Here is a 19,766-nt window from a genome sequence, read left to right as displayed (position 1 = left end):
CCGGTGGCCGGAGACAGTTTCTTGGGACAGCTCAATCTCAACAGGGTTCAGAAATTCTACGGGACGTTCGAGGTGCTGAAAGGCATCGAGCTCGAAGTCAAAAACGGTGAGTTCGTCGTTTTCGTCGGACCCTCCGGTTGCGGCAAGTCGACATTGCTCAGGATGATAGCCGGTCTCGATGAGACCAGCTCGGGGGACATCCTGATCGATGACAAGCGCGTCAACGACCTGCCGCCGGTCAAGCGCGGGATCGCCATGGTCTTCCAGTCCTACGCGCTCTACCCGCACATGACCGTCTTCGAGAACATTGCCTTTCCACTTCGCGTGGAAAAGATGGCGGAAGAGAAACTGAAGGCCAAGGTGGAGCACGCAGCCCGCATTCTCCATCTCGACCAGCGGCTGCAGCAAAAGCCGGGAATGCTGTCCGGCGGCCAGCGCCAACGGGTGGCGATCGGCCGGGCGATCGTGCGCGAGCCGAAGATCTTTCTCTTCGACGAGCCACTGTCGAACCTCGACGCGGCGCTGCGCGCCGACATGCGCATTGAGCTGGCGAAACTTCACCGGCAATTGCGGGCCACGATGATCTACGTCACGCACGACCAGGTCGAAGCGATGACGATGGCGGACCGGATCGTCGTCCTCAATGCCGGTGAAATCGCCCAGACAGGCGCGCCGCTCGAACTCTACCACAAGCCTGCCAACATCTTCGTCGCCGGCTTCATCGGTAATCCGAAGATGAACTTCCTGCCGGTCACCTGCAAAGGTGTCAGCGATGCCGGCATGGAGGTCGACTACAAGGGCCAGACCGCTGTCGTCCCGGTCAGGCCGCATGGTGGCCTGGTCGGGCGGACATTGACGCTGGGCGTCCGGCCTGAGCACATTCTGCTCGGAGCCGGCGACCTGTCGCTGAAGGTCACGCCAACGGTGATCGAACGCCTCGGCGCCCATACGGTCGCCTATGCCGCCATCAATGGCGAAGGGGAAAACTACTGCGCGATGCTGCCGGGCACGGTGGCAATCCGCCCGGAAGAACAGGTGCTGACGGGCATTCGTGCCGCCGATTGCCACCTGTTCGATGAGGCAGGCAAGGCGCTTGAGCGGTGTGTCGAACTCACCGATATCGACATGGGCTTGCTCAATCCGGCTGCGGCCTGAGCATAGCCTCACCAATACAATCGGCCGCCGTCCATGATCAGGGCGGCGGCCGTTTTTGTCATTGGCAATAGAACAGGACCGGATCGGAAGGTCTTATCTGCCGGCGAGTGGGGCCGGCAGCGTCAGCCTGCCTCGGCTCACGCCGCCCCCTTTTCAAGGCCATGCGGGTCGGCAACCTTCGGCCAGATATTCCCGGATGCGCGGAGATAGGCGGTCTTGGCGGGATTGTTCGGATAGGGCGTTCCGGCCGAGCAATAGAGGATCTGCGCGGCGATCTTCGAGAAGGATGCGTAGAAGTGATTGGTCGACTTGATGACCAGGATGCTCTTTGCCTGCGGATCGACGCCCATCACCGAGAAGAGGCTGGGATCGAAGCTTTGCGCCCGTGTCGAATTCAGGATGATGTCGACGCCGCGATAGGAAATGAGGGCGGAGTCGCCAAAAGGTGCGAAGCTCTCGCCGAACTGCATCTCCGCATCGCGCACCAGCTTGATCACCTTGACGATGCCGTCGACCGGGTTGCCAGTCCCCGGTGCCGACTTGGCGCCAAACCGCAATGGAATTTCTGCCCCTTCGCCGGCGGCCATGCAGATCTGCACGGCCATCGGATCCCAGATCGTTCCGACGGCGGCATTGCTAGCGCCTTGTGCCAGCAATTCTTCGAGCAGCACTGTCGCGTCGCCCGCGGTTCCACCGCCCGGATTATCCCAGACATCGGCGATGACGATCGGGCCCTCGGTCGCGGCTAGCGCTTCGGCGACAGCCTGTTTCTCGTCGATCTGCGGCATGATGAAGGTTCCGCGTTTCGAAAAGAGCTCCAGCCCGAGGTCCCGTGCCAGGGCCTCGCCTTTCTCCGGTTTGCCGTTCGTCACGGCAAGCACCTTCGTTCCCATCTCGGGGACGTCGCCGGCCATGAAACCATGTACTACCGACAGCGACAGGACGTCGGGGTCCTCCGCCTCGATGCGCATCAGCTTGTCGACGAAGGAACGCATCGGTTCGCGCGACGTCGGGTAGACGTCGATCATGCGGCAGTCGAACACGGACATCACCGGCGTCACGCGGCCCTCCAGCGTATCGACGGCGATGCGCCAGAGATCCTCGGCCCGATCGACGAAGTCGGTGTGCGGAAACTCCTTGAAGAAGACGAAGAAGTTCGCCGCCGAAACGCGTTTTTGCGTCAGGTGGCTGTGCGGATCCAGCTCGGCGCAGACGAGCACGTCGGGGCCGACGATCTCGCGAATGCGGGTCAGAAGGTCGCCTTCGGTATCCTCGTAACCCGCAGCAACCATGGCGCCGTGCAGACCCATGACCACGGCATCGACCGGCAAAGCGGCGCGAAGTTGACCGAGGATTTCGTCGCGCAGGCTCTCATAGGTCTGGCGGCTGACGAGGCCGGCCGGATCCGCCCAGGTGGAGGTGCCTTCGATCAGCGTCCAGCCTTTCTCCGCGGCAACGCGGCGGCCGACCGTGATCGGCGCTGTACAGAGCGTCGGCGTCTCCGGATGCTCGCCCGGCGGCGCATAGAGCGAGGCCTCGAAGGCGCGGCGATCTATGCAGATGGGGGAGAAGGTATTGGTTTCCGTCGCGAGCGCTGCTGTGAAGATCCGCAATGCCGTCGCCTTTTCTCGTGCGTCGCTTCTTAAGCCGGTCCCATCGGGTTCGGCAGGTAGCCGGTGAAGCCGGAAATCTTCCAGCGCTCCTCGTGCAGACGGCAGTAATAGACGGTCTGCCATTTCATCACGTCGAAGCTGCCGTCCGCCTTCTTCAAGCCGCCATCGAACTTTTTGCGAGCAAGTGCGAAGTCGCCGTTGACCTCGATGTCCTCAAGCGTCGTCGTCTTGAAGATCGCCGCGCGGGTGTCCTCGGCGAAGGAAAGGCCGGCGAAGTCTTTCGATTGGCGCAACCACTCGTCGCGATAGGCCGAAAGCGACGGGAAAGTAAGGCGCCAATTGTCGGGATTGGTCTCGCGGCGTCCGTCGATGCCGATGAAGCCGTCTTCGACAAAATCACCGGCGACCATCGACCAGTCCGCAGAAAGAAAAGCGTCGATATCGCGCGGAACCAGCATCTCCCAGATGGCATGGCGCGCGGTGTCGGAAGAGGGGAACGGATTGAGGAAGGGATCCCGCATGTTTTCGCCCTAGATTGAAATTCTTTTCATGAATGGTGTTTTTCTCTGGTCAAATTCAGCTTTCTATGGTCACTTGTCAACGATCAAAGAAAATAATTTGCACGAAGGTACACATGACCATCAAACGGTATGGCACCGAGCAAGTCGGTGCGGGCGGTAAGCCATTGCCCTTTGCACGCGCGGTGGAGGCGGACGGTTGGCTGCATGTTTCCGGCCAGGTTGCCATGGAAAAGGGCGAAATCATCGAGGGCGGCATCATCCCTCAGACGCACAAGGCGATCGCCAATCTTCTGGCCATTCTGGAAGAGGCCGGATACGGTACCGAGCACGTGGTGCGTTGTGGGGTTTGGCTCGACGATCCGCGTGATTTCTGGACTTTCAACAAGGTCTATCAGGAGTATTTCGGTGCGCATCCACCGGCCCGGGCCTGCGTCCAGTCGGCGATGATGGTAGATTGCAAGGTCGAGATCGACTGTGTCGCCTACAAGCCGAAGGAAGGCTGATAGACCCTAAGGACATCAGCAGCCGATGGATATTTTCGCGACACTTCAGGAAGAAAAAGGCCGGCTCTCGCAATCCGAGAACCGCATAGCCGATATTCTTCTGAACGACTTCGAGTTCGCGGTGAATGCATCGATCATCGAGCTGGCCGGCAAGGCCGATGTCTCTCCTCCCACGGTCACACGCTTCTGTCGCCGGCTCGGCTGCGACAGCTTCTCCGACTTCAAGGTGCAGTTGGCGCGCACCGCCTATATCGGTATGCGCTACCTGAAGCCGGAGCCGAAGAGCCGGGAAACCGGCGATGTCGCCCAGGACATCATCACCAAGGCGCAGAACGCGCTGTTCCTCCTGCACCGTTCGCTTGACCTGGCTGCGATCGAACAGGCGGTGGAGCGCATCGCGGCCGCAGAAATGATCTATGCCTTCGGCTCGGGCGGCAATTCTTCGATGATTGCCAGCGAGCTGCAGAACCGGCTCTTTCGTTACGGCCTGCGCGTTACCGCCAGTTCCGACCACAGCATGCAGCTGATGATGGCCGCCGCCGCCCGCCCGACGGATGTACTGATCGGCTCATCCTTCTCCGGCCGCAACGCCGAGTTGGTGCGCGCTTTCACCCTGGCCCGCGAACTCAAGGTGCCGACGATTGCGCTGACCCAGAGCAACAGCCCGGTTGCGGCTGCCGCGACGATCACGGTTCCTGTCGATCTTCCCGAGGGCAACAACATCTATCGCCCCACTTCCACCCGCATCGCCTATCTGGCGCTGCTCGATATCCTCTCAAGTCTCGTTGCCTACCGGGTCCAGCCGCAGGCGACCGTCACACTTCGGCGCATCAAGCAACAGCTGGTCACCCACCGCGACGGTGACGACCGCCAGCTGCTGGGAGACTGACGTGCCGCGAAAGGTTCCCGCATGACGCAGTCTGTCGCCATCGTCACCGGTGCAGCCGGCGACATCGGTCGCGCAATCGCCAGGCGCCTTGGCGAGGATCATGATGTCGTCCTGCTTGCCGACATCGATGGCGGGGCTGCGGAGAAAGCGGCGAAGGATCTCGGGGACGGCGAGCGTTTTGTCCCGATTGCGTGTGATGTGACGGACGCTGTCAGCGTCGGCAAACTGGCCGCGACGGCGGGCGCGCAGGGTACCGTGCGCACGCTCGTCAACAATGCCGGCGCCGCCCGCGCCGTCAGCCTGCACGACACGACGCCGGATATCTGGCGGATGGACAATGCGCTGAACCTCGAAGCGGCCTTCCTGTGCTTCCGCGCAGTCGAAGACATGCTGAAGGAAAGCCGCGGCTCGGTGATCAACATCGCCTCCGTCAACGGCATGAATGTCTTCGGCCATCCCGCCTACAGCGTCGCCAAGGCCGGCCTCCTGCACCTGACGCGCCTGATCGCCGTCGAATACGGCAAGTTCGGCATTCGCTCCAACGCCGTTGCACCAGGGACGGTTCGCACGCAGGCGTGGGAAGCGCGTGCCGCCGCCAATCCGCAGGTCTTCGAGGAAGCGCGTCGCTGGTATCCGCTGCAGCGCATCGTCAATCCCGAGGATGTCGCCAACGCCGTACACTTCCTGGCAGGGCCGCTTGCTGCCGCGATCTCTGGCGTGTGCCTGCCGGTCGATTGCGGGCTGACCGCCGGCCAGGCCGAGCTGGCGCGAACATTCTCGCAATCAAGCCACTACTGACCGAAAGACTTCTGGGAGGAAGATCATGGCGCCCGTTTCCTATCGTCTCGAAGCGTCCTGGCAGCCCGACGGCGGTGCATTTGGCCGGTTCACCTTCACGCTCTTCAATTTTTCGCAAGCGCCGCTCACGGGCTTTCGGCTGGTCTATACCTCGCTGACGCGCGTCATCATGCCGGAGGCCTGCGATAACGCCACGTTCCTGCGCCGCAACGCCAACTTTCACGAATTCGCGCCACCCGCCGGGCTGACGCTTGGCCCCGGCGAAAGCTGGACGTTCACGGTGAGTGGCCTGCATCGGCAGGCAAGGCACTGCACTGATGGTGCGAAGTCGGCCTACCTCACGCTTTCCAACGGCGAACATGTGCCGGTCGCCGTCTCCGATCTGCTGCTGGAGAATGCCGTCAGCGAGCCGCCGCCACCCCGACTGCCTCCGGGCAAGCTCGACCTGCCTTTTTCGATACAGCCATGGCCGGCGCAGATCGATGCCTGGGCCGGCGACAGCTTTCCTGTCGTGCTCTACCCTGCATCAGATGCGGCGCCTGACGATGTGGCCGCCGTCGCCAACGTGCTTGCGCTCTTTCACCGCCTGTTCTCGGCGGGTCACGCGCCCTTTAGCCTTGTCGCCTCCGGGCAGGGTAGGCCAATTGCTTTCACGAAGAGTGCAGCCCTCGCCCCCGAAGCCTACGAACTCGCATTCTCCACCAAGGAAATCCGCCTTGCCTATGGCGGTGCAGCCGGCCGGCAATACGCGCTGACGACCTTGGCGCAGCTCATGAACGGCGCGCGCACACATCCGGACCTGTTCCGCTTTCCGGCGCAGGGCACGATTTCCGATGCGCCGCGCTACGGCTGGCGCGGTTGTCATCTCGACGTGTCGCGGCAATTCTACCCGACGTCGGACATTTCCCGCCTCATCGACATTCTTGCCTGGTTCAAGCTGAACATCTTCCATTGGCATCTGACCGACGACGAGGCCTGGCGGCTTGAGATCAAGGCGTTTCCGACGTTGACGACGCTCGGTGTCATGCGCGGTCCAAATGAACCTCTGTTGCCGCAACTCGGTAATGGCGCAGAGCCGGTCGGCGGGTTCTACTGCCATGCCGATGTGAAAGCCCTGGTCGCCCAGGCCGCGGCGCTTCACGTCGAGATCGTGCCGGAGATCGACATTCCCGGCCACAGCGCGGCCACGCTCGTTGCCTTGCCTGATCTGACGGACGGTCAGGAGGCGCCGGAGAGCTATCATTCGGTTCAGGGCTACCCGAACAATGCACTCAACCCGGCGATCGACTTTACCTACGATTTCCTCGAGAAGGTGTTCGACGAAATCGTCGAGCTGTTCCCGAGCCAGTACATCCATATCGGCGGCGACGAGGTTGCCAACGGTTCCTGGCTTGCCTCTCCGCTGGCGAAGAAATTGATGGAGAAGGAGGGCCTTTCCGGCACCTTCGCACTGCAATCCTTCTTCCTGAAGAGGGTCAAGCAGATGCTGACGGCCCGCGGCCGCAAGCTTGCCGGGTGGAACGAGGTCGCCCATGGCGGCGGCGTTGCGACCGAGGGCACGCTGCTTATGGCGTGGGAGCGGCCGGAGGTCGGCATCGACCTCGCGCGCGAAGGCTATGACGTCGTCATGACGCCCGGCCAGGCCTATTATCTCGACATGGCGCAGGCCGACGCCTGGCAGGAGCCAGGCGCGAGTTGGGCCGGGACGGCGACGCCGGCGCATACCTATGGCTACGAGGCCGAAGGCGAGTTTCCAGAAGAGCTGAAGGCCCGCATGAAGGGCGTACAGGCCTGCATCTGGTCGGAGCATTTCCTGTCGCGCGGCTATTTCAACCATCTTGTCTTCCCGCGACTTTGTGCGATCGCCGAAGCCGCATGGACCCCGAAATCCGCCAAGGACTGGCATCGCTTTGCCGCGATTGCACCCTTGAGCCCAAAACTGTGACAGGAGCTTTCATGCGCATTGCCGTCGGCGGTATCCATACGGAGTGCAGCACCTATTCGCCGGTGCTGATGACGACCGAGGATTTTCGGGTGTTGCGTGGTGCTGATCTGCTGCAGGCGGAGTACTTCGATTTTCTCGACGCTGACGGCATAGAGCATCTACCGCTCTTGCACGCGCGCGCCGTGCCCGGCGGGCCGGTGTCACGGCCGACCTATGACGCCTTCAAGGCTGAGTTTCTCGAGCGATTGCAACAGGCTTTGCCGATCGACGGGCTCTATCTCGCCATGCACGGGGCGATCAAAGTCGACGGCATGGAGGATGCGGAGGGGGATTGGATCTCTGCCGCTCGAGCCATCGTCGGGCCGGACTGCCCGATCGCCACCAGCTATGATCTGCACGGCAATGTCAGTCAGCGCATCATCGACCAGATTGACATCTTCGCGGGCTATCGCACGGCGCCGCACATCGACACGCGCGAAACGATGATCCGTGCCTGGACGATGCTGATTTCAGCGCTGCGCAGCGGCAACCGTCCGGGTGTGGCCTGGGCAAAGATTCCCGTGTTGCTGCCCGGGGAATGTACTTCCACCGAGGATGAGCCGGCCAAAAATCTCTACCAGCAGCTGCCCGATATCGACGGCCGGCCGGGTGTGCTCGATGCCAACCTGATGGTCGGCTATGTCTGGGCGGACGAGCCGCGCGCAACGGCTTGCGCCGTGATCACGGCGACCGACCGGGCTGCTGCAGAGCAGGCGGCCGTCGACATCGCGGCAGCCTACTGGACGGAACGTCGCAACTTCCGCTTCGGCCCGGTGACGGGCCCGCTCGACGCTATGCTCGATATCGCCGAAAAGACGACGACGACCCCTATTATCCTCGCCGATTCCGGCGACAATCCCACTGGCGGCGGCGTCGGTGACAGGGCGGATGTCCTGAAGGCCCTGCTTGTGCGGGGGTGGCGCGGCGCCCTGATCGCCGGTATCACCGACCGTCCGGCAGTCGATGCCTGCTTTGCTACCGGCGTGGGCGAAAATCTGATGCTGAAGATCGGCGGCAGCCTCGATCCGGCGAGCCCGGTTGCGGAGATGCTGGTGGAAGTCGTGCGGCTTGATGATCCCGGTCCGGAAAAGGAGCGTCAGGCGGTCGTGCGTGTCGGTGCGATCGACGTCGTGCTTTCGGCCCGACGCCGGCCCTACCACGATATCGCCGATTTCAGCCGTCTCGGCCTTGATCCGAGGGGCGTCCGGCTGCTGGTGGTCAAGTCAGGCTATCTCTCGCCGGAGCTGGCGCCGATCGCCAACCCCAACCTGATGGCCTTGACTGATGGTGTCGTCAATCAGGACATTGCCCATCTTGCGAGCCTGCATCGTGTTCGACCCGTCTTTCCCTTCGATCAGGAATTCGACTTTGCGCCTGAGGCGAAACTCTCGGCGCGTTGGTCGAGCGCCGACTGAGGCTTCGCTACCTGCATTCACCTGCCCGGCTTCCGGGCAGGTCTGCTCCTTTTAAACTCCACCCGCTTCGCGGACGCCTTTCATCATGACTTCCACCCTCCTGAACGCCATGCGCAACCCAGCAATGCGGGTCAGCATGCTGGCGATCTTTCTCTTCGGTTTCGCCGGGGGAGCGACGTCGCCCTATCAGTCCGTGGTCGGCATCAACGAACTCGGCCTGAGTGACGGACTCTATTCGCTCCTCATCCTTGTCGCCTCGACGGTGAATGTTATCGTCAGTGTTTCGATCGGCATTCTGGCCGATCGCGTCGGCAATTACCGGGTGCTGATGTCAACGGCGATCCTGTTTGGCGTCGTCGGCTACGGAATCGTCTATCTCCTGCCGAATCAATCGAGCTTTGTCGTCAGCGTGCTTCTGCTCCTGCCGATCTACGGTGCACTCTACACGCTGCTCTTTGCGAACGTGCGCAGTGTCGCCCGACGCATGAGCGGACAGGACGCCGGCGCCTTGACGACCGGTGCGCGCGCGGCGATATCGCTTGCCTGGGTGTTGGTGCCGGGGCTGGTGGGCTTCGCGCTCGCCGGTGGCAAGAGCATGCTTCCCGCCTATCTGCTTGCCAGTCTCGGATGCGCGACCAACCTGCTCCTGGTCTTTTTCTCCTTGCCGAACGAGCGCGGTGTCGATCCGAACCTGGGCAGGCGCCTTTCCTACTGGATGTCCTTCGGTGAAATCCTCGCACCGCGCATCTTCGCCCGGGTGGTTGCGGTGGCGATGATCACCTCGACATTGCATATCAATGCTGCTGTCCTGCCGCTGATCATGACCGATGCCGTCGGCGGCAGCGTCACGGATATCGGCATCGTCGTCGGCGTCGTCGCGTTCCTCGAGGTGGTCTTCATCCTCGTTTGGGCGCGCATCCAGGTGAACCTGCTGCCAGCCAAGGCACTGGCGCTCGGCACCGTCATCTACATCGGCTACATGGTCCTGCTCGGACTGTCGTCGGCGCCGTGGCACATCTATGCGCTGACACTGATCAGCGCCTTTGGCGCCGCTGCCCTCATCACGATCCCCATTACCTACCTGCAGGAATTGATTGCCGATCGTCCGGGGCTCGGAAGCTCGCTGATCTCGGTCAACATCTTCATGAGCGGCGGTCTTTGTGCGGCACTTTTTGCGCTCGGCACACGCATTAGCGATTATTCCGGAACCGCACTTCTCGGAGGCCTCGGCGGATTGGCGGGCCTCGGTCTGCTGCTCTTCCTCGAAGGTGGCAATCGAAATACCACTGCCGCCCAGTGAGAGCGGGGAAAAGGGGCGCCAGGTCGGCGCCCCAAGGTCTTCGTCAGTTGCCGAGGATGCCCGGCAGGCGCAGGCCCTTGTCCTTGGCGCAGTCGAGCGCGATGTCGTAGCCGGCGTCGGCGTGGCGCATAACGCCGGTTGCCGGGTCGTTCCAAAGAACCCGCTCGACGCGGCGGGCGGCTTCATCCGAGCCGTCGCAGCAGATGACGACGCCGGAATGCTGCGAGAAGCCCATGCCGACGCCGCCGCCATGATGCAGCGACACCCAGGTGGCGCCAGAGGCGGTGTTGAGCAGGGCGTTGAGCAGGGGCCAGTCGGAGACGGCGTCCGAGCCATCCTTCATCGCTTCCGTTTCGCGATTCGGCGAGGCGACGGAGCCGGAGTCGAGATGGTCGCGGCCGATGACAACAGGGGCCTTGAGCTCACCGTTTCTGACCATTTCGTTGAAGGCGAGGCCAAGGCGATGACGGTCGCCGAGACCGACCCAGCAGATGCGCGCAGGCAGGCCCTGGAACGAGATGCGCTCGCGCGCCATGTCGAGCCAGTTGTGCAGGTGGGTGTTGCCGGGGGTCAGTTCCTTGACCTTGGCATCCGTCTTGTAGATGTCTTCCGGGTCGCCGGAGAGTGCGGCCCAGCGGAACGGACCGATGCCGCGGCAAAAAAGCGGGCGAATATAGGCCGGTACGAAACCGGGGAAGGCGAAGGCGTTTTCGAGACCCTCTTCCTTGGCGACCTGGCGGATGTTGTTGCCGTAGTCGAAGGTCGGGATGCCCATGTCCTGAAAGGCGATCATGGCTTCGACATGTTCGCGCATCGAGGCGCGTGCGGCCTTTTCGACAGCCTTCGGATCGCTCTCGCGCTTGGCCTTCCATTCGGCCATGGTCCAGCCCTTGGGCAGGTAACCGTTGACCGGATCGTGCGCTGAAGTCTGGTCGGTGACCATGTCCGGGCGGATGCCGCGACGAACCATTTCCGGCAGGATTTCGGCGGTGTTGCCGAGCAGGCCGACGGACTTCGCTTCGCCGTTCTTCGTCCAGCGGGCAATCATTTCCATCGCTTCGTCGAGCGTCTCTGCCTTTTCATCGACGTAGCGGGTGCGGAGGCGGAAGTCGATCGAGTCCGGGTTGCACTCGACGGCAAGGCACGACGCGCCCGCCATGACGGCTGCCAGCGGCTGTGCGCCGCCCATGCCGCCGAGACCGCCGGTCAGTACCCACTTGCCCTTCAGATTGCCGCCATAATGCTGGCGGCCGGCCTCGACGAAGGTTTCGTAGGTGCCCTGAACGATGCCCTGCGTGCCGATATAGATCCACGAGCCGGCAGTCATCTGGCCGTACATCGCCAGACCCTTCTTATCCAGCTCGTTGAAGTGGTCCCAGGTCGCCCAATGCGGCACCAGGTTGGAGTTGGCGATCAAGACGCGCGGCGCATCCTTGTGGGTGCGGAAGACGCCGACCGGCTTGCCGGACTGGACCAGCAGGGTCTCGTCCTCGTTGAGGTCCTTCAGGGTGTCGACGATCTTGTCGAAGTCGGCCCAGGTGCGGGCGGCGCGGCCGATGCCGCCATAGACCACCAGCTCGTGCGGGTTTTCCGCGACGTTCGGGTCGAGGTTGTTCATCAGCATGCGCAGCGGCGCTTCGGTCATCCAGCTCTTGGCGTTGAGCGTGGCGCCCTGCGGCGCGCGCACGTCGCGAATATTATGGCGCGGATTGTTCATGGTCATGCCTCGCTCCCTGTCAGCGTTTTAAGGTCGAATGCGGTGTTCTCGATGCGTTGAAGAATGGCCCGAAGCGGCACGCGCAGGCGCTCCGCCTTGCCTGCGTCGAGCGCGAATGGCGGCTCTTCGGCGGCAAGATGCGTCGACTGCGCCAGTTCCATCTGGATGGCGTGCACGCCGGTCTCCGGGCGCCCGTAATGGCGGGTCGTCCAGCCGCCCTTGAAGCGGCCGTTGAGAATGCTGGTGTAGCCATCGGCCGAAGCGGCGATGTCGACGGCCGCCTTCTCGATGGCCGGCGCGCAGGTCCGGCCCATGTCCGTGCCGATGTTCAGGTCCGGCAACTTGCCGTCGAACAGGAACGGGATATGCGAGCGGATAGAATGGCAGTCATAGACGATGGCGATACCGTGGATCGCCTTGACCCGCTCGATCTCCGCCAGAAACGCGGCGTGATAGGGCGCATGGAATCGGCGCAGGCGCTCTGCCGTGTCGGTCTCCGTCGGCGCCTCACCATCTTTCCAGATCGGCAACCCATCGAAATCGGTCTCCGGAATGAGCCCGGTCGTATTCTGCCCGGGATAGAGGCTCACATTTTCCGGATCGCGATTGGCATCGATCACGTAGCGGTGGAAGGTGGCGCGCACGACGGTGACATCCGGCAGAAGGCCTTCATAGAGCTTGTGAATGTGCCAGTCGGTGTCGGCAAGCAGACGCCCGGTGTCGTTGAGACGCTCCCAGATCTCCGTCGGCACATCCGTACCGGTGTGCGGAAAACCGAGGATGACGGGTGAGGTGCCCTGGCGGACTTCGAATACGCTCATCTCAGGCCTCCAGTTTTGGCAGAATGCCGGCAGAAACAGCCGTGTTCAGCGTGCCAGCAGCGATCAGCTCGCCGGCGGCCTGCAGATCGTCGGCGAGGTAGCGGTCTTCCTCGATCGTCGGCGAAACGGCACGCAGAGCTGCGGCGGCCTTTTGCAGCTCGGGGCTTGTGGCCAATGGCGCGCGGAATTCGACGCCCTGGACGGCTGTCAGCGCCTCAATGCCGATGATCGAGAACAGGTTGTCGGTCATCTGCAGCAGGCGGCGTGCGCCATGGCAGGCCATAGACACATGGTCTTCCTGATTGGCCGACGTCGGGGTGGAATCGACCGAGGCCGGATGCGAAAGCTGCTTGTTTTCTGACATCAACGCCGCCGACGTTACTTCGGCGATCATCAGGCCGGAATTGAGCCCGGGCTTCTTGGCGAGAAAGGCCGGCAGCCCGTAGGACAGGGCCGGGTCGACCAGAAGCGCAATGCGCCGCTGCGAAATCGCGCCGATCTCGCAGACCGCAAGCGCGATCTGGTCGGCGGCAAACGCCACGGGCTCGGCATGGAAATTGCCGCCGGAGACCACGGAATTGTCGGAAAGCACGAGCGGGTTGTCGGTGACGGCATTGGCTTCGATTTCGAGCACGCGCGCAACCGAACGCAGCAGGTCGAGGCAGGCGCCGTCCACCTGCGGCTGGCAGCGAATGCAATAGGGATCCTGCACTCGCTCGTCGCCTTCGATATGGCTTTCGCGAATGGCGGAGCCTGAGAGAAGTGCACGAAGTGCGGCGGCAGTGTCGATCTGGCCCTGATGGCCGCGAAGCGTGTGAATGTCAGGATGGAAGGGCGCAGACGAGCCCATTGCCGCATCGGTCGACATTGCGCCGGTGATAAGGGCCGCCTGGGCGGCGCGGTGGGCGCGGAAGAGGCCGGCGAGCGCCAGCGCGGTGGAGGTCTGCGTGCCGTTGATCAGCGCCAGTCCTTCCTTCGCGGCAAGCACGACCGGCGTCAGTCCGGCCTTGGCAAGGGCCTCTCCGCCGGACATGCGGCTGCCTGCAAAGAACGCCTCGCCGTGTCCCATCATGACCGCCGCCATATGGGCGAGCGGCGCCAGATCGCCGGATGCGCCGACCGAGCCCTTTTCAGGTATGACCGGGATCACGCCCTTGTCGAGCATGGCTTCGATCAGCCGAACCAGTTCAAGGCGCACACCGGATGCGCCGCGGCCGAGAGAAACGAGCTTCAGCGACAGGATCAGGCGGACGATGTTTTCTGCGAGCGGCTGGCCGACGCCGCAGCAATGCGACAGGATCAGGTTGCGCTGCAAGGTGGCGACGTCGGCGCTGTCGATCTTGATCGATGCCAGTTTGCCGAAGCCGGTGTTTATACCATAAACCGGCGCATTGCCGGCAACGATCTCGGCGATGCGCCTGGCTGCCTTTTCAATGCCGGTGTCGAAGGACGGATGCAGACGGGCAGGCTCGCCGGTCCAATAGATGGTCTCGAGATCCCTCAGCGGAACCGAGCCCGGATGCAGAATGATGGTCATAGACCGGTCCTTTCGCCCTTAAAGATGCGCAGATGAAGTGGATTGAAGCCGATGCGGTAGACGAGCTCGGCCGGATCCTCGATGTTCCAGAGTGCGAGATCGGCGGACTTGCCGGCTTCGAGGGTGCCGGTTTCGCCGAGAAGCCCGAGCGCACGCGCCGCCTCGCGGGTGACGCCGGCGAGGCATTCGGCAACCGTCAGCCGGAAGAAAGTCGCCGACATGTTCATGGTGAGCAGCAGCGAGGTCAGCGGCGAGGTGCCGGGATTGCAATCCGTCGCGATGGCGATATGCGCACCGGCGGCGCGCAGCACGTCGACCGGCGGTAGCTGCTTCTCGCGCAGCGCGTAAAACGCGCCAGGCAGCAGCACGGCGACGGTGCCCGATCTGGCTATCGCCTGTGCGCCGTCAGCGTCGAGATATTCGAGATGGTCCGCAGACAATGCGCCGTAGGAGGCGGCAAGCTTGGCGCCGCCGAGGTTCGAAAGCTGTTCGGCATGCAGCTTGACCGGCAGGCCGAGGGCCTTGGCCCGATCGAAGACGCGGGCGATCTCGGCGGTGGAAAAGGCGATGCCTTCGCAAAAGCCGTCGACGGCATCGACCAGCCCCTCGGCGTGGGCGGCATCAAGGCCTGGTAGCACCACTTCGGCAATGTAGTCGTCGTTGCGCCCCTTGTATTCGGAGGGTGTCGCGTGCGCTGCCAGATAGCTTGTAACGACCCGAACCTGACGTTTGTCGCCAAGCTTGCGCGCGGCGCGCAGCATGTTGAGCTCGGCATCAATATTGAGGCCATAGCCGGACTTGATCTCGACCGTCGAAACGCCTTCGGCAAGCAGGGTGTCGAGCCGCGGCAGGGCGCTTTCGACGAGCGCGTCGACGGAGAGCGCATTGGTTGCCTTGACCGAGGAGACGATACCGCCCCCGGCCCGGGCGATTTCCTCATAGGACGCACCTTCAAGCCGCATCTGGAACTCGCGAGCGCGGTTGCCGCCGTGGACGAGGTGCGTGTGGCAGTCGATGAAGGCGGGCGTCATCACCCGGCCTTCGCAATCCGTGGCTTCAAGCGTGCGGGAAAGGTCGGTGGGAAGGCCGCTCTCGGCACCGGCAAAGGCGATGCGTCCGTCGACGACAGCCACCGCGCCTTTTTCGACCATGCCGAGGCCGTCTTGATTGGGACGCAGGGTCGCAAGGCGGAGATTGCGCCAGATGCCGGACGCGTTTGCGGTGGTCGAAAATTGACTCATCAGCCGATCCCCTTTTGCTGGATATAATGTATATACATAATAATCGCCTCGACAAGAGGAAAATTGACTTGCCGTTGGAAAAGGAAAGGGGATGTGCAAGGGATTGATGCCGAACGACGGGATTCAAACGCAAAAGACCCCGGAATTGCAGCTCCGGGGTCTTGCAAAATGGCGTCGATGAAAACTGGCCGTTCAGGCCGGATGGGCGGCATTCATGCGCAATCGCTCGACCAGGTCGACGAAGCGACGTCCGGCAATCTCCAGGCGACCGCTGTTGTCGATGAGCGTGACGTCCGGCCCCGATGTCACATCAGGCACCTGTCGGGAGAGCCGGCGCAGCACATCCTCTTCGCTTTCGCGTCCGCGCTCGGCAAGACGCTTGGCAAGCACGGCGGGTTCGGCCGTGATGACCGTGATGGCGATATTGCCGAAGGCGGCGCGGAATGCCGGCAGGGCGCTGCGGCTGCCGTTGACGATGGCCGTCGTGCCGTTTTCGACATTGCGGCGAACGTCTTCGGGAATGCCGTATTTCAGGCCGTGCGCATCCCAGGACACGGCGAAGGCACCTGCCTGCTCCATGTCGACGAACTCCGCGACCGAAACGCTTTCATGCACCTCGCCGCCGGCGTCCGACGGCCGCGTGATCACGCGGCGAACGAAGTGGATATCGGCGCAATCGGAAAAGTGCCGGGCGGCAAAGCCCATGACGCTGTCCTTGCCGGCCCCGCTCGGGCCGACCACGACGACGAGCGCGCCGCGCCTGAGTTCGATCTGGCTCATGCGACACGCCGCCCTTCGCGCCAGACCGAGCGCACCACCGGAATGCCTTCCTGACGGTGAACGCGGGCGATGTCGGCGCGCAGGCCGACGGCGATGCGGCCACGATCGTCGAGGCCCACGGTGCGGGCAGGGGTGGCGCTGACCATGGCGATCGCCTTCGGCAGGTCAATGGCTTCAAGCTCGTCGGCCAGCACGAACGGCGCGTGGATCAGGCTGAAGGGCACATAATCCGACGAAAGCACGTCGAGCACGCCGCGGTCGGCAAGGTCGCGTGCTGCGATGTTGCCCGAATGCGACTTGCCGCGAACGATGTTCGGCGCGCCCATGAGCACGCTGAGGCCGGCGCGATGGGAGGCCTCGGCCGCCTCGAAGCTGGTCGGGAACTCGGCGAGCTTGATACCGTAGCTGATCGATTCGTCGACATGGTCGATCGTGGCGTCATCATGGCTGGCGATGGTGATGCCGCGCTCGGCGCAGGCCTTGGCAAGTGCATCGCGGTGCGGGCCGGCATATTTCGCCGAAAGCGCCTGCTGGCGTTCGACGAATTTGGCGAACTCGGCATCCGACAGGCCGCGCTTGGATTTGTAGTAGAGCGTGTACTGGTCCATCGTCTGGAACTGCCGCTGCCCCGGCGCGTGGTCCATCAACGAAACGAGCTTCACCTGCGGGTCGTCCTGGAAGTCCTCGTAGTGGTCGAGCACATCAGAGGTCGAAACCTCGCAGCGCAGATGGATCAGATGGTCGGCGCGCAGGCGGCCTTCCTGCTTGGCCTGGGCCAAGGCGTCTGCCATGCTGCGCATCTCACCCTTCTGGAAACCGCCGTCTTCGTCCGAACCAAGGCGCAGACAATCGAAGACCGTGGTGATGCCCGACGTGACCACCTGGGCGTCGTGCGCCTGGATTGCCGCGATCTTCAGCCAGCGAACGCCGGGCCGTGGCGAGTAATGCGCCTCGAGGTGGTCGGTGTGCAGCTCGATCAGACCAGGCAGCAGATAGTCGCCTTCGAAGTCTTCGCCGGTGTTGGTGTTGCCCTTCGAGATATCGGCGATCTTGCCGTCGCGGATCAGCACCGAGCCGTCGAGGATACTGTCCTCTAGAACGATGCGGGCGTTGGTCAGGACTTGTTCTTTGCTCATCTCATGCGATCTTTCGTTGTGTCGCGCCGCCCAGTGGCAGCAGGGAATGGACCAGAAACGGTGCGCCACGGTGCGGCTCGACGAAGAGCGCAACGGACGTAACGTCAAGCGGCTTGCCGATATGATCGGCAAAGGTGCTCTCAAGCACGGTCCGCATTTTTTTTTCTGCCTCTCCCGGAACCGGCCCTGTCAGCGTCAGATGGAACTGGAACTCTTCGAAAACATAGGGATAGCCCCATGTCTTCAAGTATTCCCTCTGCCGATCCGGCAGTTTGTCCGGGTTGCGTCGCGCCATGTCTGCGTCCGACAGCGGCGCCCGAAACGGCTCAAAGTATTGCACGGACTGCGCCGCGAAATCATGCAACGCCTCGCAATGGGTCGCAGAGACCAGGGCGAAGAACGGGCCAAGCTGATGCAGCGTGAGTTCCGGTATCTCGAAAGGCTCGAGATCAGCGGCAAACGCTTCGAAGGCTGCGATCAGCTCGGCTTCGTTGCGGTCTTGGGCAAGAGCGAAGGGCGCCTTGAGGGTGCCGTGAAAGCCGTAGCGCCGAGGATCGGCGGTCAAAGCCTGTCGCGTGTCGGCATCAAGGCCGGCGAGCGCCGGAAGTTCGTTGGTCTCGCCGGTAAAGGCGTCACGGCCGAGCCAACGGGCTGCCGTTTGCGACAGCCGGTCGTCCGCCGGCGGCGCGAAGTAGATTGCATAACGCACGGTCTTCACTTTCTTGTATCGACCGGCCCGCCGGAACGGCGGGTCGATTGTTCGCGGGATGCGATGCGCAGCTAGCCGATTTCCATGACAACATCATGATGGCTACGGCGCAAAATGCTCATTCTCGTCAATGCGCTTTCTGCCCCATCATCCGTGAGCGGCAGGCGTTCGAGATGCTGTCGAAAATGAACACGACCAGCAAGATCAGAAGCACCATATAGGCGACATTTTCCCAATCGGAGTTGGTGCGCATCGCTTCCCAGAGCTTCAGGCCGATGCCGCCGGCGCCGACGGCACCGATGATCGTTGCCGAACGCGTGTTGGATTCCCAGAAATAGAGCGCCTGGCTGGCGAAGACCGGCAGCACCTGCGGCAGGACGCCGAACCGCTGGACGGCAAGCGGCGTGGCGCCGACGGATTTTACGCCTTCGCGCTGCTTGTCGTCGATGTTCTCCAGCGCCTCCGAGTAGAGCTTGCCCAAGGTCCCGGTGTCGGTGAAGAAGATCGCCGACATGCCGGCAAGCGGTCCCGGACCAAAGGCGCGCGTGAAGAACAGTGCCCAGATGAACATGTCCACCGAACGCAGGAAATCGAAAAAGCGCTTGACGATCTGGTTGGTCAGGAAATTCGGGGTGATGTTGCGCGCCGCCAGGAAGCAGAGCGGGAACGCCACCAGCGAAGCGAAAAGCGTGCCGACGAAGGCCATCACCACGGTCTGCATCAGCTTGGTCCACACGTCCAGATGCTGCCATTCGGCGTTGTAGAGGATGTTGTTCCAGGCGAGCGACAGGTTCGAGCGCGCAGGGTCGATGCGCTCGCCGCTCGTGATCAGCGAAAGCACGTCGCCATAGCTCTTGCCGAAGAAGGGCGAGTTGGTGTCGAAGAGGAAATTGGCCCAGCCGAAGAAGCGATTGCGGATCGAGACATCGTCACCTTCGACGTCGGCCCAACCGGTCGCCCCGAAGGCGAGCGTGATCTTCTCGCCGGGGCGTTTCTGCGTGGCCCATGCGGGGAGCGCACCCTGAGGCGTTATCGTGTCCTGACCATCGACGGCCATGGTCAGCGTCTCGCCGCGATGGGTCGCCTTGACGAGGCCATCGGCAATTTCAATCTTCGTCAGCCTGTCATAGGTGATGACGGCCCTGGTGATGATTTCCTCGGTCCGCGTCTCGACGCGGTTCTGGTCGGTTGCCGCACTGGCTGTGCCGAGCACTGCACCCGGCGCCATGAAGCTGAAGGACGACGACGTCTTCGGTTTTGCGGTTTGCCCGGTAGCAGCCGGCAACTCGACCTTCCGTGTCACGGTTTCCTTGTCGAGTTCCACCCATGCCGGATTGGGATTGTGCCCGAGCGGCGAGTTGCGCTGGTAATCGAGCGTCATCGTTTTATCGCGGGCGATCTTGATCTCGGGGCGAACCTCGTAAGAGACCCAATCGGCGAGATAGGTTCCGGCAATACCCCAATTGGCATTGCCCAGAACGTGCCCGATCGAAAAGAACCACCAGCTGAAGACGAGGTAGGCGACGAGGCCGACACTGATGAGGATCGTGCGCAGGCGCTTGTTCGAGGAACCCTGCAGCAGATGCGGGTGGCGCGAAGCGATCGCATCCATTTCGAGAGCGCTAAGTCTGGTCGTGGAGGTCATGA

General features: G+C 62.7%; 17 protein-coding genes. 7 read left to right on the top strand and 10 right to left on the bottom strand.

Annotation, left to right across the window (positions count from 1 at the left end):
- Nucleotides 1-21 precede the first annotated feature (21 nt).
- A complete protein-coding gene (locus tag BC360_RS26655; RefSeq protein ID WP_065784345.1) occupies nucleotides 22-1,155 on the top strand; it encodes an ABC transporter ATP-binding protein in 1,134 nt (377 codons plus the stop codon).
- Nucleotides 1,156-1,292: 137 nt separating this feature from the next.
- On the opposite strand, the gene BC360_RS26650 is transcribed toward BC360_RS26655, so the two are convergent.
- The gene (locus tag BC360_RS26650) at nucleotides 1,293-2,768 is read right to left on the bottom strand and encodes a M81 family metallopeptidase (protein WP_065797472.1); all 1,476 of its coding nucleotides are present in this window, start codon (nucleotides 2,766-2,768) and stop codon (nucleotides 1,293-1,295) included.
- A gap of 29 nt (nucleotides 2,769-2,797) precedes the next feature.
- The gene (locus BC360_RS26645; protein ID WP_065797471.1) at nucleotides 2,798-3,289 is read right to left on the bottom strand and encodes a hypothetical protein; all 492 of its coding nucleotides are present in this window, start codon (nucleotides 3,287-3,289) and stop codon (nucleotides 2,798-2,800) included.
- A gap of 113 nt (nucleotides 3,290-3,402) precedes the next feature.
- Here BC360_RS26645 and BC360_RS26640 point away from each other — a divergent pair, with 113 nt between their 5' ends.
- The 6 genes from BC360_RS26640 to BC360_RS26615 all read left to right on the top strand — a co-directional run bounded on the left by BC360_RS26640 (nucleotide 3,403) and on the right by BC360_RS26615 (nucleotide 10,178).
- Entirely contained in the window at nucleotides 3,403-3,792 is a 390-nt protein-coding gene (locus BC360_RS26640; RefSeq protein WP_065784348.1) for a RidA family protein, read from the top strand.
- 25 nt (nucleotides 3,793-3,817) lie between these two features.
- Complete coding sequence (locus BC360_RS26635) at nucleotides 3,818-4,681, top strand: MurR/RpiR family transcriptional regulator (protein ID WP_065797470.1); 864 nt, start codon at nucleotides 3,818-3,820, stop codon at nucleotides 4,679-4,681.
- A gap of 21 nt (nucleotides 4,682-4,702) precedes the next feature.
- Nucleotides 4,703-5,479: an SDR family oxidoreductase gene (locus tag BC360_RS26630; protein WP_065797469.1), complete on the top strand. Its 777-nt coding sequence runs from the start codon at nucleotides 4,703-4,705 to the stop codon at nucleotides 5,477-5,479.
- Nucleotides 5,480-5,504: 25 nt separating this feature from the next.
- Nucleotides 5,505-7,424 (top strand): beta-N-acetylhexosaminidase, encoded by a 1,920-nt coding sequence (locus tag BC360_RS26625; RefSeq protein WP_065797468.1) that lies wholly within the window; start codon nucleotides 5,505-5,507, stop codon nucleotides 7,422-7,424.
- A gap of 11 nt (nucleotides 7,425-7,435) precedes the next feature.
- Nucleotides 7,436-8,878 (top strand): M81 family metallopeptidase, encoded by a 1,443-nt coding sequence (locus BC360_RS26620; RefSeq protein WP_065797467.1) that lies wholly within the window; start codon nucleotides 7,436-7,438, stop codon nucleotides 8,876-8,878.
- Between the two features lie 85 nt (nucleotides 8,879-8,963).
- The gene (locus tag BC360_RS26615; RefSeq protein WP_065797466.1) at nucleotides 8,964-10,178 is read left to right on the top strand and encodes an MFS transporter; all 1,215 of its coding nucleotides are present in this window, start codon (nucleotides 8,964-8,966) and stop codon (nucleotides 10,176-10,178) included.
- Nucleotides 10,179-10,221: 43 nt separating this feature from the next.
- Here the strand turns inward: BC360_RS26615 and hutU are convergent, their stop codons facing one another.
- The 8 genes from hutU to phnE form a co-directional block, all read right to left on the bottom strand.
- On the bottom strand, nucleotides 10,222-11,895 hold the full coding sequence (hutU, locus tag BC360_RS26610) for a urocanate hydratase (protein WP_065797573.1): 1,674 nt from the start codon (nucleotides 11,893-11,895) through the stop codon (nucleotides 10,222-10,224).
- 2 nt (nucleotides 11,896-11,897) lie between these two features.
- Complete coding sequence (gene hutG, locus BC360_RS26605) at nucleotides 11,898-12,716, bottom strand: N-formylglutamate deformylase (RefSeq protein WP_065784353.1); 819 nt, start codon at nucleotides 12,714-12,716, stop codon at nucleotides 11,898-11,900.
- A 1-nt stretch (nucleotide 12,717) separates the two neighbouring features.
- On the bottom strand, nucleotides 12,718-14,253 hold the full coding sequence (gene hutH, locus BC360_RS26600; protein ID WP_065797465.1) for a histidine ammonia-lyase: 1,536 nt from the start codon (nucleotides 14,251-14,253) through the stop codon (nucleotides 12,718-12,720).
- Nucleotides 14,250-15,494 carry an imidazolonepropionase gene (gene hutI, locus BC360_RS26595; protein ID WP_065797464.1) on the bottom strand — a complete coding sequence of 415 codons (1,245 nt, stop codon included), beginning with the start codon at nucleotides 15,492-15,494 and terminating at the stop codon, nucleotides 14,250-14,252. Before hutI ends, hutH begins: the two co-directional genes overlap by 4 nt.
- Before the next feature lie 192 nt (nucleotides 15,495-15,686).
- Nucleotides 15,687-16,274, bottom strand: coding sequence for a phosphonate metabolism protein/1,5-bisphosphokinase (PRPP-forming) PhnN (gene phnN, locus BC360_RS26590; RefSeq protein WP_065784356.1), 588 nt, complete (start codon nucleotides 16,272-16,274; stop codon nucleotides 15,687-15,689).
- Entirely contained in the window at nucleotides 16,271-17,410 is a 1,140-nt protein-coding gene (locus tag BC360_RS26585; RefSeq protein WP_065784357.1) for an alpha-D-ribose 1-methylphosphonate 5-triphosphate diphosphatase, read from the bottom strand. Before BC360_RS26585 ends, phnN begins: the two co-directional genes overlap by 4 nt.
- 1 nt (nucleotide 17,411) lies before the next feature.
- On the bottom strand, nucleotides 17,412-18,119 hold the full coding sequence (locus BC360_RS26580) for a DUF1045 domain-containing protein (protein ID WP_065797463.1): 708 nt from the start codon (nucleotides 18,117-18,119) through the stop codon (nucleotides 17,412-17,414).
- Nucleotides 18,120-18,246: 127 nt separating this feature from the next.
- On the bottom strand, nucleotides 18,247-19,764 hold the full coding sequence (gene phnE, locus BC360_RS26575) for a phosphonate ABC transporter, permease protein PhnE (RefSeq protein WP_065797572.1): 1,518 nt from the start codon (nucleotides 19,762-19,764) through the stop codon (nucleotides 18,247-18,249).
- Between the last annotated feature and the right edge of the window lie 2 nt (nucleotides 19,765-19,766).

The sequence above is a fragment of the Ensifer sp. LC163 genome (genome assembly GCF_001695855.1).
Classification (GTDB): Bacteria; Pseudomonadota; Alphaproteobacteria; order Rhizobiales; family Rhizobiaceae; genus Ensifer.
This window is presented reverse-complemented; position numbering and strand designations above follow the sequence as displayed.